Raw genomic sequence first — 15791 nt, 5'->3', positions numbered from 1 at the left:
GTAAGCGGTCAGGAAAGAAGAAGCACGGTGTGTGACCCGCCACTAACCTTTCCGCCATGGAGAAGACGCACGCAGCCGACAACCACGACCTCATCCGCGTGCACGGCGCGCGCGTGAACAACCTCAAGGACGTCAGCGTCGAGATCCCGAAGCGCCGGCTCACCGTCTTCACCGGCGTCTCCGGCTCCGGCAAGAGCTCGCTGGTGTTCGGCACCATCGCCGCCGAGTCGCAGCGGATGATCAACGAGACGTACAGCGCGTTCGTGCAGGGCTTCATGCCCAGCCAGGCCCGTCCGGACGTGGACGTGCTGGAGGGCCTGACCACGGCGATCCTGGTGGACCAGGAGCGGATGGGCTCCGACCCGCGTTCGACGGTCGGCACCGCCACCGACGCCAACGCCATGCTGCGGATCCTGTTCAGCCGGCTCGGGCAGCCGCACATCGGCTCGCCGCAGGCGTACTCGTTCAACGTCGCCTCGATCTCCGGCGCCGGCGCGGTGACCATGGAGAAGGCCGGCGTCACCACCAAGGAACGGCGCAGCTTCAGCATCACCGGCGGCATGTGCCCGCGGTGCGAGGGCCGCGGCGCGGTCACCGACTTCGACCTCACCGCCCTGTACGACGACAGCAAGTCGCTCAACGAGGGCGCGCTGACCATCCCCGGGTACAGCATGGACGGCTGGTTCGGCCGGATCTTCCGCGGCTGCGGGTACTTCGACCCGGACAAGCCGATCAGCAAGTACACCAAGAAGGAGCTCGCCGACCTGCTCCACAAGGAGCCCACGAAGATCAAGGTCGACGGCATCAACCTGACCTACTCCGGGATCATCCCGTCGATCCAGAAGTCCTTCCTGTCCAAGGACCGGGAGGCGATGCAGCCGCACATCCGGGCCTTCGTCGACCGGGCGATCACGTTCACCACCTGCCCGGAGTGCGACGGCACCCGGCTCAGCGCCGGCGCGCGCTCCTCGAAGATCCAGGGGAAGAGCATCGCCGACGCGTGCCAGATGCAGATCAGCGACCTGGCCGACTGGGTGCGCGGGCTGTCCGAGCCGACCGTCGCCCCGCTGCTCGGGAAACTCCAGCACACCCTGGACTCGTTCATCGAGATCGGGCTCGGCTACCTGTCCCTGGACCGGCCGGCCGGCACCCTCTCCGGCGGCGAGGCCCAGCGCACCAAGATGATCCGGCACCTCGGGTCGTCGCTGACCGACGTCACGTACGTCTTCGACGAGCCGACCATCGGCCTGCACCCGCACGACATCCAGCGGATGAACGAGCTGCTCCTGCAGTTGCGCGACAAGGGCAACACGGTCCTGGTGGTGGAGCACAAACCGGAGGCCATCGCGATCGCCGACCACGTCGTCGACCTCGGTCCGCGGGCCGGCTCGGCCGGTGGCGAGGTGGTCTTCGAGGGCACCCTGGACGGGTTGCGGGCCAGCGGCACGCTCACCGGGCGGCACCTCGACGACCGGGCCGCGCTCAAGGCCGACGTCCGCAAACCGTCCGGCCAGTTGGAGGTACGCGGTGCCGGCACCCACAACCTGAAGAACGTCGACGTGGACATCCCGCTCGGCGTGCTCTCGGTGATCACCGGGGTGGCCGGGTCCGGCAAGAGCTCGCTGATCCACGGCTCGGTGGCCGGCCGGGACGGCGTGGTGGCGGTCGACCAGGCCGCGATCAAGGGCTCGCGGCGGAGCAATCCGGCCACGTACACCGGCCTGCTGGAGCCGATCCGCAAACAGTTCGCCAAGGTCAACGGGGTGAAGCCGGCCCTGTTCAGCGCGAACTCCGAGGGCGCCTGCCCGAACTGCAACGGCGCCGGGGTGATCCTCACCGACCTGGGGATGATGGCCGGGGTGGCCACCACCTGCGAGGTGTGCGAGGGGCGGCGCTTCGACGCGTCGGTGCTGGACTACAAGCTGGCCGGCCGGGACATCAGCGAGGTGCTGGCGATGCCGGTCGCCGAGGCGGTGGAGTTCTTCGCGGCCGGCGACGCCAAGAACCCGGCCGCCCACAAGATCCTGGAGCGGCTCAACGACGTCGGGCTCGGCTACCTGACCCTCGGCCAGCCGCTGTCCACGCTCTCCGGCGGCGAACGGCAGCGGGTCAAGCTGGCCGTCCACATGGGGGAGAAGGGCGGCGTCTTCATCCTCGACGAGCCCACCACCGGCCTGCACCTGGCCGACGTGGAGCAGCTGCTCGCCCTGCTCGACCGCCTGGTCGACGCGGGCCGCACGGTGATCGTCATCGAGCACCACCAGGCCGTGATGGCCCACGCCGACTGGATCATCGACCTGGGCCCGGGGGCCGGCCACGACGGCGGCACCGTCGTCTTCGAGGGCACCCCCGCCGACCTGATCGCCGACCGCTCCACCCTCACCGGCCAGCACCTGGCCACCTACGTCACACCCTGACCGCCGGCCGATTTCCTATCGGAGATGGGTCGATAGGGTGGCCGGGACGAGAGGGGCACGCATGCGGGGGATTCTGGTCGAGCGGTTCGGCGGCCCGGAGGTGCTGGTCCCCGCGGACCTGCCCGAGCCGGTGCCGGGGCCCGGTCAGCTGCTGGTCGAGGTGTCCGCGGCCGGCGTGAACTACGCCGACACGCACCGCACCGACGGCAGCTACCGGGACGCGCCACGGCTGCCGTTCGTCCCCGGCACCGAGGTGGTCGGCCGCACGCCGGACGGCCGCCGGGTGCTCGCGCTGACCTTCGGTGGCGGCGGGTATGCCGAGCGCGCCGTCGTCGACGAGGCGGACACCGTCGACGTCCCGGACCAGGTCGACGACGCCACCGCCCTGTCCCTGCTGGTCCAGGGCCTGACCGCGTGGCACGTGCTGCGCTCCAGCGCCCGGCTGCTTCCCGGCGAGACCGTGCTGATCGGCGCCGCGTCCGGCGGGGTCGGTTCGATCGCGATCCGGCTGGCCCGCCACTTCGGCGCCGGCCGGATCGTCGCCGGCGGCTCCACACCGGAGAAACGCGAGCTCGCACTCACTCTGGGCGCGCACGTCGCGGTTTCCAACAACCCCATGGGGTACGCGGAGCGAGTCCGCGAGGCCACCGCCGGCCGGGGCGCCGACGTCATCCTGGAGTCCACCGGCGGCGCCGCGCTGACCGCCTCGATCGACGCGCTGGCCCCGTTCGGCCGCCTGGTCAGCTACGGCAACGCCTCCCGCGAGGGCCGGCCGCCGATCGACGCCGGTGTGCTCTCCGCGCGCAACCTCTCGGTCGCCGGCTTCTGGCTGCGTCCCGCCCTCGACCTGCCCGGCTTCTTCCGCGAACCGCTGACCGAACTGTTCGCGCTCGTCGCCTCCGGCGAGCTGAGCCTCCCGCCCGGGCCGGCCTACCCGCTGGCCGGCGCCCACCGCGCCCACGAGGACCTGCTCGCCCGCCGCACCACCGGCAAAGCCACCCTCCACCCCGCCGCGTCGAGTGTGTGAAGTTTCGGTGCGGTGCGCGCCGAAAGTCCCCACGCAGCGTTGGGTCGCGTCGAGTGTGTGAAGTTTCGGTGCGGAGCGCGCCGAAAGTCCCCACACAGCGTTTTCCCGGGCGGTGCATTGACTTGTTTCATTCTTTTCGGCAGTGTGGCCAGGTGCCATCGACGGCCGTCACAGCGCAGTGCGCGGACCGGCAGGAAAGCGCTGTCCGCAACGCCTCCCGGAAATCGGATCGACGATTAAATCTCATCACCCGGTCGTACCTTGCGAGAACCTTCGGATGATCTCTAACGTCGTCCGGTCCGGGAAAAGTTTAGGAAAGATTCCGGCCAGTTAACCGGGAGGGGTGCCGATGCGCGACGACGCTTTCCGCGCGTATTTCGAGCGGCATCACGCGTCGCTGTCGCGGCTGGCCTTCCTGATGACCGGGGAGGCGCAGGTCGCTGACGACCTCGCCGCCGACGCGCTCACCGAGGTGTGGCGGCACTGGGACCGGGTGCAGGCGGCCGACGACCCCGCCGCGTACGGGCACGGCATCGTGATGAACCTGGCCCGCGCGTGGGTGCGCCGCCGCGGCCGGGAAAGGCTGCTCACGCTCGGGCTGTCCGGGCGCGCCCCGGCCGGCAGTGACGTGCCGGCGGTCCTCGACGTCCGCAGCGCCCTGCGCAAGCTCCCGCATCGCCGCCGCGCCTGCGTAGTCTTGCGGTACGCGTTCGACATGTCCGAGCGCGACGTCGCCGCGACGCTGGGGATCTCCGTCGGCGCGGTGAAGAGCGCCACCTCGCGGGGTGCCAAACAGCTGGCCGACCTGCTGGGCGGGGCGGTCACCCGGATCGACGGTTGGGAGGCGGCCCGATGAGGCTCTCGGACGAGCAGCTGCGTGCTGCCCTGCAGGCCGAGGCGGCCGCCCACCAGCCCGATCGGGACGCGATGCTGGCCCGGATCACCTCGACCGCGATGAACGAGCCCGCCACCGCGCACCGGCACACCCGGCGGCGCAACGGCCCCCGGCTGCGGCTCGCGATCGTCGGCGCGCTGGTCGCGCTCACCGGCGGGGGAGGGTTCGCCGCACAGTGGGCGCTGGCCGGTGCCGACGGCGACGACACCGACCGGGCCATCCCGGTCGTCTCGGTGCCGGCCACGACCGCGCCTTCCGCTTCGAGCGCTCCGCCGACCGGCGCGCACCCGGTGAAGCCTTCGGCGACGGGTGGCGCGACCGGGAAGCCCGGCGGCACCGGAAAACCCGGCACCACCACGGAGCCCGGCACGCCTGCCTCGACCGGGGCGACGACCGTCCCGCCGACCACGGGGCCGACCAAGGGGCAGCCCGGGAACACCCGGGTCGAGCAGGGGCCGCTCTGGTCGGACGGCTCGATCGACCCGGACAGCGGCGACACCCAGGGCGCCGGGGTGATCACCCTGAAGACCGGGGAGAGGCTGACCGCGCTGACGGTGACCGTCCGGGTGGCCAGGACGACCGGGCTGACCTCGCGCGGCGGCGCCAAGTCGGTGCCCGGCGCGAGCGTGACCAGCAACGTCACCGAGCAGGCGAACGCGCTGCTCTACACGTTCACGCTCGCCCCGGCCGACGAGATCGCCCCGGGGACGTACACGTTCACCGCGAAGTACGGCTACCCCGCGGGCGGCCGGAACGCCGGCGGCGACACGTACGAGGCGGTCGCCACCACGGCGGGCGGCAAGTCCCTCGACGTCTACGGCAACTTCTACCCGGCGGGCTAGCTCGGGCTCGGGCGCCCCGGAGCCGCCGAGAACACGGTCGTCCGGGCGGAACAGGTGGCTTCCGCGTGCGCGCCCCGCTTCGTGTCCTCCGCCACGACCTTGCCGAGGGACGTGATCCGGCAGGTGATCATGGCGTCCGGGTCGGTGCTCGTGGTGCGGGCGGTGAGGGTCACGACCGGGATGCCGATGTCGGGTGTCCAGGGCCGGACGGTCTGGACGGCGGCGCATCAACGCTCCTGATGACAGTAATGATCATCAGTATCTTGACGCACCGCGTGACCTCGTGGGGGGCTCAGGGGTGTCATCCGGCACGGATGACACCCCTGAGAACCAGCCTGGGCCCGCGGGCGCGCCGCGGTCCGGTGCGGTCGCGGTGTCGCGCGAGACCAGCACGGGACGCGGCTCGTAGCCTGCGGACGGGACTCCCTATTCGTACTAAATATCTTTGGGGACCGGGACCGGAGCGACCCGCCAGATGCGGGCGGCGTAGTCGGCGATCGTGCGGTCGGCGGAGAAGAAGCCGCTGTGTGCGGTGTTCAGGATCGACAGCCGGGTCCAGCGTTCCGGGTCGCGCCAGGCCCGCTCGACCTCCTCCTGGCAGTCCAGGTAGGACCGGTAGTCGGCGAGGGTGAGGTATTCGTCCCAACCCAGCAGCGAGTCGGCGACCTCGCGGCCGACGCCCCCGAACGTGCCCGCGGTGATCGCGTCGATCGCGGCCTTGAGCTCGGCGTCGCGGTCGTAGTGTTCGCGCGGGTGGTAGCCGCTGATCTGGACCTCGGCGGCCTGGAACGCGTCGAGGCCGAAGAGGAAGAAGTTCTCCTCGCCGACCCGGGCGCGGATCTCGATGTTCGCGCCGTCGAGCGTGCCGATGGTGATCGCGCCGTTGAGGGCCAGCTTCATGTTGCCGGTGCCGCTGGCCTCCTTGCCGGCCAGCGAGATCTGCTCGCTCAGGTCGGCGGCCGGGATGATCCTCTCGGCCAGGGTGACGTTGTAGTTCTCCGCGAAGACCACCCTGAGGTGCGGGGCGACCACCGGGTCGGCGGCGATCGTGGCGCCGACCGCGTTGATCAGCCGGATGATGTTCTTGGCGGCGTGGTAGGCCGGTGCGGCCTTGCCGGCGAACAGCACGGTCCGGGGCACCCAGTCGCCGGCCGGGTTCGCCCGGATCCGGTGGTACATCGTGATCACGTGGAGCAGCTTGAGCTGCTGACGCTTGTACTCGTGGAACCGCTTGATCATCACGTCGGTGAGCGAGTCCGGGTCGCCGGCCGCCAGGTCGACCTTGTTGGCCCGCTTCACCGCCCGCCAGCGTTCCATGAACGACGCGTCGCCGGCGAGCCGCTCCAGCCCGGCCAGCCGGTCCAGGTCGTTGAGCCAGCCGTCGTCGCCGAGACCCTCGGTGATCAGGTCGGACAGGCGCGGGTTGGCCAGCTTCATGAACCGGCGGGGCGAGACGCCGTTGGTGACGTTCTGGAACTTGGCCGGCCAGAGGTCGGCGAAGTCCTGCAGCACGGTCTCCCGCAGCAGCTTGGAGTGCAGCTCGGCGACGCCGTTGACGGCCTCGGTGCCGACCACGGCGAGGTGGGCCATCCGGACCCGGCGCTCGCTGCCCTCCCCGATGATCGACATGCGGCGCAGCCGGTCGCTGTCGCCCGGGAAGCGGGCCTCGACCTCGCGCAGGAAGAACATGTTGATCAGGTAGATGATCTCCAGGTGCCGGGGGAGCAGGCGCTCGAACAGCGGCACCGGCCAGGTCTCCAGGGCCTCCGGGAGCAGCGTGTGACAGGTGTACGCGAACGTGCTCCGGGTGATCGACCAGGCCTTGTCCCAGTCCAGCCCGTACTCGTCGACGAGCAGCCGCATCAGCTCCGGGATGGCGATCGTCGGGTGCGTGTCGTTGAGCTGGATGACGGTCTTCTCGGCGAAGTCGTCCCAGCCCTCGTTGCGCAGCCGGAACCGCCGGATGATGTCCCGCAGCGAGCAGGAGACCAGGAAGTACTGCTGCTTGAGCCGCAGCTCCCGGCCCAGCTCGGTGCTGTCGTCCGGGTAGAGCACCTTGCTGATGTTCTCGGCGCGGACCGCCTCCTGCACCGCCTCGGCGTACTGGCCGGCGGAGAAGCGGGACAGGTCGAAGGACGCCTCGCTGCCCCGGGCCCGCCACAGCCGGACGATGTTGACCGTCTCGGTCCGGTAGCCGGGCACCAGCATGTGGCTGGGCTCGCCGAGGACGATCTCGCCGGGCACCCAGCTCTTGCGGGTCGGTGAGCCGGGGACCGGCTCGGTGTGGCCGTAGAAGCCGACGGTCTGCCGGTCGTCCGGGGCCGGGAACTCCCACGGGTTGCCCTGGAACGCCCAGTCGTCCGGCCGCTCGGCCTGCGCGCCACCCTCCAGCGACTGCCGGAAGATGCCGAAGTCGTAGCGGATGCCGTAGCCGACCGCCGGGATGTCCCGGGTGGCCATCGCGTCGACCAGGCAGGCGGCGAGCCGGCCCAGGCCGCCGTTGCCCAGGCCCGGCTCGACGTCGAGGTCCTCGATCTCCTCCAGCGTGCGGCCCAGCACCTTGAGCGACTGGGAGGCGAGTTCCCCGGTGCCGGAGTAGAGCAGGTTCTGCTCGAGCTGGGCGCCGAGCAGGTACTCCGCGGACAGGTAGTAGACCCAGCGGGGGTTGCTGGCGAAATGCGCGGCCGCGGTGCGGGCGCGGCGTTCGGCGAGGCGGTCGCGGACGGTCAGGGCGAGAGCTTCGTACGCGTCCCGCGGGCTGGCCGACTCGACCGTGGTGCCCCGCCGGTAGTAGAGGCTGCTCAGCAGGTCCTGTTGGAACTCGTCCGCGGTGGTGCCCAGTCGTCGCAGACCGATGCCTTGGCGAAGATCCATGCGTCCCATTGTGCCGTCACCACGTTTCCGGCGGCTGACGTTCGCCGTTCCGCGGTTCGCTGTTCCGCGGTTCTCCGTTCCGCGGTTCTCCGTTCCGTGGGGTGACGAAGCCCGCGGCCGTCGACTCGCGGGGGACGAGGCGGCACGGGCGGGCCCGCTGGCCGTGCGCCGGGGCGCCGTTGATCGCCGCCAGCAGCAGCTCGGCCGCGGTCCGGCCGATCCCCTCCAGGTCCATGTCCACGCTGGTCAGGGACGGGCGGCAGGCGTCGACCATGACGTCCCAGTTGTCGAAGCCGACCAGGGCCACGTCGCGCGGCACGTTCCGGCCGGCCTCCCGCAGGCCTTCCGCGACACCGCGGGCGATCTGGTCGTTGCCGCAGAGCACCGCGTCGAAGTCGATCCCGCCGGCGAGGAGCATCCCGGCCGCCTGTCGCCCCCACGCCTCGGTCCACTCGCCGTACAGGACCGGTGCGGCGAGTTCCCACTCCGCGGCCGCGGCGGCGGCGCGGACCTGCGCCGAGTGGTGGTGGTCCGGGCCGGTGACGTGCGCGATCCGCCGGCGGCCGGTGTCCAGCAGGTGCCGCACCGCACGGCGGGCGCCGTCCGCCTCGTCCGGGACCACCGAGCAGTCCTGCGGGTCGGTGGAGCTGATGAACGCGTAGACCACCGGCACCGGCAGATCGGCGCCGATCGGGGCCCGTGCCTGGGTCCGGCGGCCGGTCACGATGATCCCGTCGACCTTGCGGCCCAGCAGCGTCCGCAGGTAGTACTGCTCCCGGATCGGGTCGTCGCGGGCGTCGCAGAGGAACACCGACATCTGTCCCGCCCCGAGCGCGTCCTCCGCGCCGATCAGCAGCGGGATGCTGAACCGGCCGATGGTGTCCGTGGTGATCATGCCGACCGTGTACGTACGCCCGGTCTGCAGGCTGCGTGCGGCCGCGTTGACCACGAAGCCGAGCTGGTCGGCGGCCTGCTGGACGCGCAACCGGGTCTCCGGGCGCATGGCGCCGCGGCCGTTGAGCGCCTTCGAGGCCGTACCGGTGGAAACCCCCGCGAGTGCGGCCACTTCGCTGATCGTGGAGCCGCGTCGTTCGGTGCTCAGTGTTTCCTCCCAGGTTTCCTTCGCCTCGTGTAATGCGACGGTAACTTCCTATTGACAGGCCTGCAAGGTCATCCCTAGCGTCAAGGCAATCGTTTTCCTGAAAGTTTCCCTGAGGGGTAACACAGATGACTTTCCCGTCCGTCCGCCGGGGGCTCACCGCGGCGACCGCGCTCACTCTGACCGCTTGCCTGATCACCGCCTGCTCGTCCGACTCCGGCGGTGAGAAGACCCAGGCCGCCACCGAATACACCGTCTGGGATCCGTACCCGCAGTTCGACGCGAGCTCGGACTGGGTGAAGCTGCTGACCACCTGCGGCACCGACGCCGGTGTCACGGTCAAGCGCACCGGCTACGACACCACCGACCTGACCAACAAGGCGCTGCTCGCCGCCCAGCAGGACAACTCGCCGGACGTGCTGATCGTCGACAACCCGGTGGTCTCCACGCTCGCCGAGGCCGGGGTGCTGACCACCACCGACGAGGTCAAGACCGACACCTCGGCGATCTCGCCGAACCTGCTCGCGGCGGGCCAGCTCGGCGGCAAGACCTACGGCGTGCCGATCGGCGCGAACACCCTTGCGCTCTACTACAACAAGAAGGTCCTGGACGCGGCGAAGGTCGACCCGGCGACGGTCAAGGACTGGGCGTCGCTGACCGCGGCCCTGGACAAGGTGAAGGCGGCCGGCAAGAAGGGCATCACGTTCTCGGCGATCGGCACCGAGGAGGGCTCGTTCCAGTTCCTGCCGTGGTTCTGGGGCTCCGGCGCGAACCTCACCCAGCTCGACTCGGCGCAGGGCGTCGCGGCGCTGACGCTGTGGACCGACTGGGTGAAGAAGGGCCTGGCGCCGAACTCGGTCCTGAACAACACCCAGACCACCAGCTGGCAGGAGTTCGCCACCGGCGACTTCGCGTTCAGCGAGAACGGCACGTGGCAGCTGGCCAACGCGAAGAAGACCGGTTTCGAGTACGGCATCATCCCGATCCCGTCGCAGGCCGGCGGCACCGCACCGGCGCCGACCGGCGGGGAGTTCGTCACCGCCCCGGTCCAGTCGGACACCGCGAAGTACGCCACCACGCAGAAACTGATCGCGTGCCTGACCAGCGCGGACAACGCGCTCACCACGGACACCACGCTCTCCTACGTCGCCGCCACCGACGCGGTGCAGCAGAAGCAGGTCGCGGCGAACCCGGAGCTGAAGGTGTGGGTCGAAGCGGTCGCGGCCGCCAAGGGCCGGACCAGTGACGACCTCGGCACCAAGTACCCGAAGATCTCCCAGCCGCTGTGGACCGCGTTCCAGGCGGCGCTCTCCGGCTCCAAGCAACCGCAGCAGGCGCTCACCGACGCCCAGAGCGCGGCGGCCAAGTGACCTCGCACGCCGAGACGCTCGTCCGGACCCGGGGCTCCTCCCGGGTCCGGCGGGCTCGGGGGCAGTGGGCGGCGTGGGGCTTCCTCGCCCCCGTGGTGATCTATCTGCTCGCGTTCTACGCCTACCCGCTCTACCGCAACCTGGACCTGAGCCTGCGGCACTACACCGTACGGAGCTTCGTGCAGGGGAACGCGCCGTTCAGCGGCGCCGACAACTATCGGACGGTGTTCGACGACCCGACGTTCGGGCCGGCGCTGCTGCACACGCTGGTGTTCACGTTCGTCAGCATCGCGTTCCAGTTCGCCATCGGGCTGGCCCTCGCGGTCTTCTTCACTCAACACTTCCGGTTGTCGGCGACGCTGCGGGCGCTGTTCCTCGTACCGTGGCTGTTGCCTTTGATCGTGAGTGCGTCGACCTGGTCCTGGATGCTCAACAGTGACTCCGGGGTGGTGAATTTCGCTCTTCGCTTCTTCGGAGCGGACCCGATCAACTGGCTGACGTCGCCCGACTGGGCCCTGACCAGCGTGATCATCGCGAACGTCTGGATCGGGATCCCGTTCAACCTGGTCATCCTGTACAGCGGTCTGCAGGCGATCCCGGTGGACGTGTACGAGGCTGCCGCCCTGGACGGCGCGAGCGGCTGGCAGCGGTTCTGGCGGATCACCTTCCCGCTGCTGCGCCCGGTCTCGGCGATCACCCTGCTGCTCGGCCTGGTCTACACGCTCAAGGTCTTCGACCTGATCTGGATCATGACGAAGGGAGGGCCGACCGACGCGTCGACAACGCTCGCCACCTGGTCCTACCGGCTGTCGTTCGGCAACCTGCTGCCCGAGTTCGGGCCGGGTGCCGCAGTCGGCAACCTGCTGATCATCATCGCCCTGGTCTTCGGGCTGCTCTACATCCGCCGGGCGGCGTCGTGACCAGGCATGTCAAGACCGCCGTCGGCGTCGTCCTCACCGCGATCATGCTGTTCCCGGTCTACTGGATGATCAACGTGTCCTTCACCAAGGACACCGCCATGCGCGCCGACCCGCCGCACCTGTTCCCGTTCGACGGCACGCTCGAGGGTTACCGGGCGGTGCTCGACCAGCAGATGCCGTACCTCGGCACCAGCCTGCTGATCGGCCTCGGCACCGTCGTGCTCACTCTGCTGATCGCGGCGCCGGCCGGGTTCGCGCTGGCCAAGCTGCGGCCGCGCGGCACCGGCGCGCTCAACTTCGTGCTGCTGATCGCGCAGATGATCCCCGGGATCATCATGGCGATGGGCTTCTACGCCATCTACCTGCGGGCCGGCGTGCTCAACTCGGTGCCCGGGCTGATCCTGGCCGACTCCACCATCGCGGTGCCGTTCGGCGTGCTGATCTTCACGGCGTTCATGTCCGGCATCCCGGACGAGCTGATCAACGCGGCGCTGATCGACGGCGCGTCGCGATGGCGCACGTTCGTCTCGGTGATCCTGCCGATCTCCCGCAACGCGATCGTCACGGTCAGCCTGTTCGCGTTCCTCTGGGCCTGGTCCGACTTCGTCTTCGCCACCACGCTCGACGGCGGCGGCGACCACCAGCCGATCACGCTCGGCATCTACCACTACATCGGCAACAACAACCAGCAGTGGAACGCCATCATGGCCACCGCCGTGATCGCGTCCATCCCGGCGACGTTGCTACTCATCGTCGCCCAGCGCTACGTCGCCGCCGGCGTGACCGCCGGCGCCGTCAAGGATTGAGGACCACGAGTTATGGACGTCTCCCACGGCCCCGTCGTGCCCACCGCCCATGCCGTCTCCGCGCTGCGGCCGCTGCCGCGCGACGCCGTGAGCCTGCGGCCGGAGAGCCTGCTCGGCGGCTGGCAGGCCCGCAACGTCGCGGCGACCCTGCCGCACTGCGTGGACCAGCTCGACGCGTACGGGAACCTGGCCAACCTGCGCCGGGTCACCGGCGACGACGGCTCGTTCCGGGGCTTCTGGTTCGCGGACTCCGATGTCTACAAGACTCTCGAAGCGGCGTTCTGGGCCGGCTCCGCCGACGGGTTCGTCGCCGACGCCGCGGCGCTGCTGGAGAAGGCCCAGGACGAGGACGGATACCTCGACTCGTACTACCAGGTCGACAACCGGGACAAGCAGTGGAGCGAGCTGCACTTCAGCCACGAGATGTACTGCGCCGGGCACCTGTTCCAGGCCGCGGTCGCGGCCGCGCGGTCCGCCGCCGGCGATCCCGCGGCCCAGCAGGTGCTCCAGGTCGCCCGCCGGTTCGCCGACCTTTTGGTACGACGATTCGCCGCATCCCCGGACGTCGACGGGCACCCCGAGGTGGAGACCGCGCTCGTCGAGCTGTACCGGGTGACCGGGCACCGGCCGTACCTCGACCTGGCCGCCCACTTCGTCGAGAACCGTGGTCACGGTGTGCTGGGGGAGGGCCGGTTCGGGCCGCGCTACTTCCAGGACCACGCCGCGGTGAAAGCTGCCGAGGAGGTCACCGGTCACGTGGTCCGGCAGGTGTACCTGCTGGCCGGTGCGGTCGACGTGGCCGTGGAGACCGGCGACCTCGAGCTGCTCGCCGCCGCCGAACGGCTCTGGGACTCGGCGCTGGCGAGCCGCACCTACATCACCGGCGGCCAGGGCTCCCGGCACCGGGACGAGGCGTACGGCGACCCGTACGAGCTGCCGCCGGACCGCGCGTACGCGGAGTCGTGCGCGGCGATCGGCAGTTTCCAGTGGGCCTGGCGGCTGCTGCTGGCCACCGGCCGCCCCGGTTACGCCGACGAGATGGAACGCCTGCTCTACAACGGGATCGCCGGCAGCACCGGGGTGGACGGGGTCTCGTTCTTCTACTCCAACCCGCTGCAGCTGCGTACCGGGCACGACGGCTCGCACGAGGACGCGCCGTCCCAGCGGCTCTCCTGGTACTCGTGCGCCTGCTGCCCGCCGAACCTGGCCCGGCTGATGGCCTCGCTGGACAGCTACGCCGCCACCGGCGACCCGGCCGGGCTGCAACTGCACCTCTACACCGCGGGCACGTTCCGGGCCGGCGGGCACACCGTCGAGGTGCAGACCCGGTACCCGTGGGACGAGACGATCACGGTGACGATCACCGAGGTCGGTCCCGGCCCGTGGACGCTGTCGCTGCGGGTGCCGGCCTGGTGCGGTGACGCGCGGCTGACCGTCAACGGGGAACCGGTGGTGGCCGAGGCCGGGTACGTGCGGCTCACCCGTACCTGGCTGGTCGGCGACCGGGTCGAACTGATCCTGGTCATGCTGCCGCGCCTGATGGCCGCGCACCCGCGGGTCGACGCGGTCCGTGGCGCCGCCGCCGTGGTCCGCGGCCCGATCGTGCACTGCCTGGAGCACGCCGACGCCCCGGCCGGCGTCCCGTTCGAGGACCTGGAGCTGGACTCGTCCGCCCCGCTGCAGGTCAGCCGAGACCCCGACGGCCTCGCGCCGGTGCAGCTGCGGATCCCGCTGCGTGCCCGGCCCACCGACACCCCGCATCTGTACCGGCCCCTCCCGGCCCCGGCGCGCGTCACCCCACCGGTGATCGTGTCCGCCATCCCCTATTTCCTCTGGGCCAACCGGGAGCCGGGACCGATGCGGGTGTTCATCCCCCTATCCGAGAGGTAAAACCGTGCGCCGCTCTGTCGTACCCGTCCTCTTGCTGGTCCTCGCCGGGCTGGTCGTCCCCAGCCCGGCACAGGCCGCCGGCAACACCCTCACCGTCAACGTCGGCACGACCGTCCGTCCGGTCACGCACGTCGCGGCCGGCGGCCTCTACGCCGTCGACACGGGCAGTAAGCCGCCGCTGGATCAGATGTACCCGCTCCGCCTCAACCACCTCACCCAGCCGCCGCCCGGCACGCAGCAGCTCGGCAACGGCGCGACCACGCCGTGCTGTGACGGCGCGCTGGTGGCCGGCAAGGTGACGAGTGCCGGCGCGCAGCAGTTCTGGCGGCTGCCGGACATCTACCCGAACTTCCCGTACCGATGGGTCAGCTGGGCCGACTGGGAGTCCAAGGTCCGCACCATGGTGACCACCCGGACCGCCGCCACCGGCACCACCAACGTCGACGGTTACGAGCTGTGGAACGAGCCCGACTGGACCTGGAACACCAGCTCGGCCGGGACGTTCAACGCCGGCTGGACCCGGACGTTCCAGCTGATCCGCTCGCTGGACACGGTCACCCCGGTGGTCGGGCCGAGCTATTCGATCTACAACCACGACTGGATGGTCGCGTTCCTCACCAACGCGAAGAACACCGCCACGCTGCCCGACGTGATCGTCTGGCACGAACTCGACGATCACAGCTACAACAACGTCGCCGCGCACGTCAGTGACTACCGTGCGATCGAGACGTCGCTGGGCATCTCACCGCGTCCGATTTCGATCAATGAGTACGCGTCGCCGGCCCAGGTCGACATCCCCAGCGTCGCGGCGCACTACATGGCGGTCTTCGAGCGGTACGGCATCCGCGACGCCGAGCGCGCCTACTGGTACGAGGCCGGCACCCTGAACGGCCTGCTCTACAACAACGCGCCGACCGCGACGTACTGGGCCTACAAGTGGTACGGCGACATGGCCGGCAACGTCGTGCAGACCGTCCCGCAGTCCTGGCTGGACGGCGTCGCCGCGTACGACAGCACCCGCAGGATCGTCAACGTGGTCTTCGGCGGCGACAGCGGCGCGAACACCGTCAAGGTCAACGGCTTGGCGGCGCTCGGCTCCCAGGTCAGCGTCAAGCTCTCCCGTACCGGGACCACCGGCCGCACCACCGCCTCGTCCGCGACCACGGTCTCCACCGTCACGTACCCGGTGACGAACGGCAGCATCACCGTCGGAGTGTCCGGAATGGACGCCCTTGCCGCCTACCAGCTCCTGATCACCCCGACGTCCGGCGTGCCCACCTGGCAGCAGCGGTACGAGGCGGAGAACGCCACGGCGGTCAACGCCAACCGCTTCTCCTCGGCGTCGGCGTCCAACGGCGGTTACGTCGGCCAGATCGACGGCGCGGCCAACTCCCGCAACCAGTCCTTCGTCGACTTCCTGGTGAACGTGCCCACCGCCCGCGCGTACACGATGACCGTCGGCTACGCCAACGCCACCGGCGCGACCGCCACCCAGGGCCTCGCCTACAACGGCGGCGCCTGGCAGACCCTGAGCTACCCGCCGACCGCGGCATGGGGCGTCTTCGGCTCCACGGTCAGCGCGTCGGTCACCCTCAAAGCCGGCTGGAATGTGATCCGCCTGGCCAAGGGCGCCCCGAACCTCGCCACCACC

At 70.3% G+C, this 15791-nt stretch carries 12 protein-coding genes; 9 read left to right on the top strand and 3 right to left on the bottom strand.

Annotation, left to right across the window (positions count from 1 at the left end):
• Positions 1–56: 56 nt before the first annotated feature.
• The 4 genes from ADL15_RS49735 (at position 57) to ADL15_RS49720 (ending at position 5181) form a co-directional block, all read left to right on the top strand.
• On the top strand, positions 57–2417 hold the full coding sequence (locus ADL15_RS49735) for an ATP-binding cassette domain-containing protein (RefSeq protein WP_067708222.1): 2361 nt from the start codon (positions 57–59) through the stop codon (positions 2415–2417).
• 61 nt (positions 2418–2478) lie between these two features.
• A complete protein-coding gene (locus ADL15_RS49730; RefSeq protein ID WP_067708219.1) occupies positions 2479–3444 on the top strand; it encodes a quinone oxidoreductase family protein in 966 nt (321 codons plus the stop codon).
• Positions 3445–3793: 349 nt separating this feature from the next.
• Complete coding sequence (locus ADL15_RS49725) at positions 3794–4300, top strand: SigE family RNA polymerase sigma factor (RefSeq protein WP_067708216.1); 507 nt, start codon at positions 3794–3796, stop codon at positions 4298–4300.
• Positions 4297–5181, top strand: a complete 885-nt coding sequence (locus tag ADL15_RS49720) for a hypothetical protein (protein WP_067708213.1) — start codon at positions 4297–4299, stop codon at positions 5179–5181. The genes ADL15_RS49725 and ADL15_RS49720 overlap by 4 nt, the downstream gene beginning before the upstream one ends.
• On the opposite strand, the gene ADL15_RS53825 is transcribed toward ADL15_RS49720, so the two are convergent.
• From ADL15_RS53825 to ADL15_RS49710, 3 genes are all read right to left on the bottom strand, one after another.
• On the bottom strand, positions 5178–5354 hold the full coding sequence (locus tag ADL15_RS53825) for a hypothetical protein (protein WP_157442103.1): 177 nt from the start codon (positions 5352–5354) through the stop codon (positions 5178–5180). The genes ADL15_RS49720 and ADL15_RS53825 overlap by 4 nt on opposite strands.
• Positions 5355–5616: 262 nt before the next feature.
• A complete protein-coding gene (locus tag ADL15_RS49715) occupies positions 5617–8055 on the bottom strand; it encodes a glycogen/starch/alpha-glucan phosphorylase (RefSeq protein WP_067708211.1) in 2439 nt (812 codons plus the stop codon).
• Positions 8056–8071: 16 nt separating this feature from the next.
• On the bottom strand, positions 8072–9121 hold the full coding sequence (locus tag ADL15_RS49710; protein ID WP_232345121.1) for a LacI family DNA-binding transcriptional regulator: 1050 nt from the start codon (positions 9119–9121) through the stop codon (positions 8072–8074).
• A 161-nt stretch (positions 9122–9282) separates the two neighbouring features.
• On the opposite strand from ADL15_RS49710, the gene ADL15_RS49705 reads away from it, so the two are divergent.
• The 5 genes from ADL15_RS49705 to ADL15_RS49685 all read left to right on the top strand — a co-directional run.
• Positions 9283–10524 carry a sugar ABC transporter substrate-binding protein gene (locus ADL15_RS49705; RefSeq protein WP_067708208.1) on the top strand — a complete coding sequence of 414 codons (1242 nt, stop codon included), beginning with the start codon at positions 9283–9285 and terminating at the stop codon, positions 10522–10524.
• Entirely contained in the window at positions 10521–11444 is a 924-nt protein-coding gene (locus tag ADL15_RS49700) for a carbohydrate ABC transporter permease (RefSeq protein ID WP_067708206.1), read from the top strand. The genes ADL15_RS49705 and ADL15_RS49700 overlap by 4 nt, the downstream gene beginning before the upstream one ends.
• Positions 11441–12250 carry a carbohydrate ABC transporter permease gene (locus ADL15_RS49695; protein WP_198171359.1) on the top strand — a complete coding sequence of 270 codons (810 nt, stop codon included), beginning with the start codon at positions 11441–11443 and terminating at the stop codon, positions 12248–12250. The genes ADL15_RS49700 and ADL15_RS49695 overlap by 4 nt, the downstream gene beginning before the upstream one ends.
• 12 nt (positions 12251–12262) lie before the next feature.
• A complete protein-coding gene (locus ADL15_RS49690; protein ID WP_067708203.1) occupies positions 12263–14140 on the top strand; it encodes a glycoside hydrolase family 127 protein in 1878 nt (625 codons plus the stop codon).
• 4 nt (positions 14141–14144) lie between these two features.
• Positions 14145–15791, top strand: a 1647-nt coding sequence (locus tag ADL15_RS49685) for a carbohydrate-binding protein (RefSeq protein WP_067708274.1), incomplete at its 3' end; no start/stop codon positions are given.

The sequence above is a fragment of the Actinoplanes awajinensis subsp. mycoplanecinus genome, assembly GCF_001509495.1.
GTDB lineage: Bacteria > Actinomycetota > Actinomycetes > Mycobacteriales > Micromonosporaceae > Actinoplanes > Actinoplanes palleronii.
This window is presented reverse-complemented; position numbering and strand designations above follow the sequence as displayed.

What these genes read in the sequence shown, in the direction of transcription:
- ADL15_RS49735 (WP_067708222.1), top strand. Translation starts at nt 57, where the DNA reads ATGGAGAAGACGCACGCAGCCGACAACCACGACCTCATCCGCGTGCAC.
- ADL15_RS49730 (WP_067708219.1), top strand. Translation starts at nt 2,479, where the DNA reads ATGCGGGGGATTCTGGTCGAGCGGTTCGGCGGCCCGGAGGTGCTGGTC.
- ADL15_RS49725 (WP_067708216.1), top strand. Translation starts at nt 3,794, where the DNA reads ATGCGCGACGACGCTTTCCGCGCGTATTTCGAGCGGCATCACGCGTCG.
- ADL15_RS49720 (WP_067708213.1), top strand. Translation starts at nt 4,297, where the DNA reads ATGAGGCTCTCGGACGAGCAGCTGCGTGCTGCCCTGCAGGCCGAGGCG.
- ADL15_RS49715 (WP_067708211.1), bottom strand. Translation starts at nt 8,055, where the DNA reads ATGGATCTTCGCCAAGGCATCGGTCTGCGACGACTGGGCACCACCGCG.
- ADL15_RS49705 (WP_067708208.1), top strand. Translation starts at nt 9,283, where the DNA reads ATGACTTTCCCGTCCGTCCGCCGGGGGCTCACCGCGGCGACCGCGCTC.
- ADL15_RS49690 (WP_067708203.1), top strand. Translation starts at nt 12,263, where the DNA reads ATGGACGTCTCCCACGGCCCCGTCGTGCCCACCGCCCATGCCGTCTCC.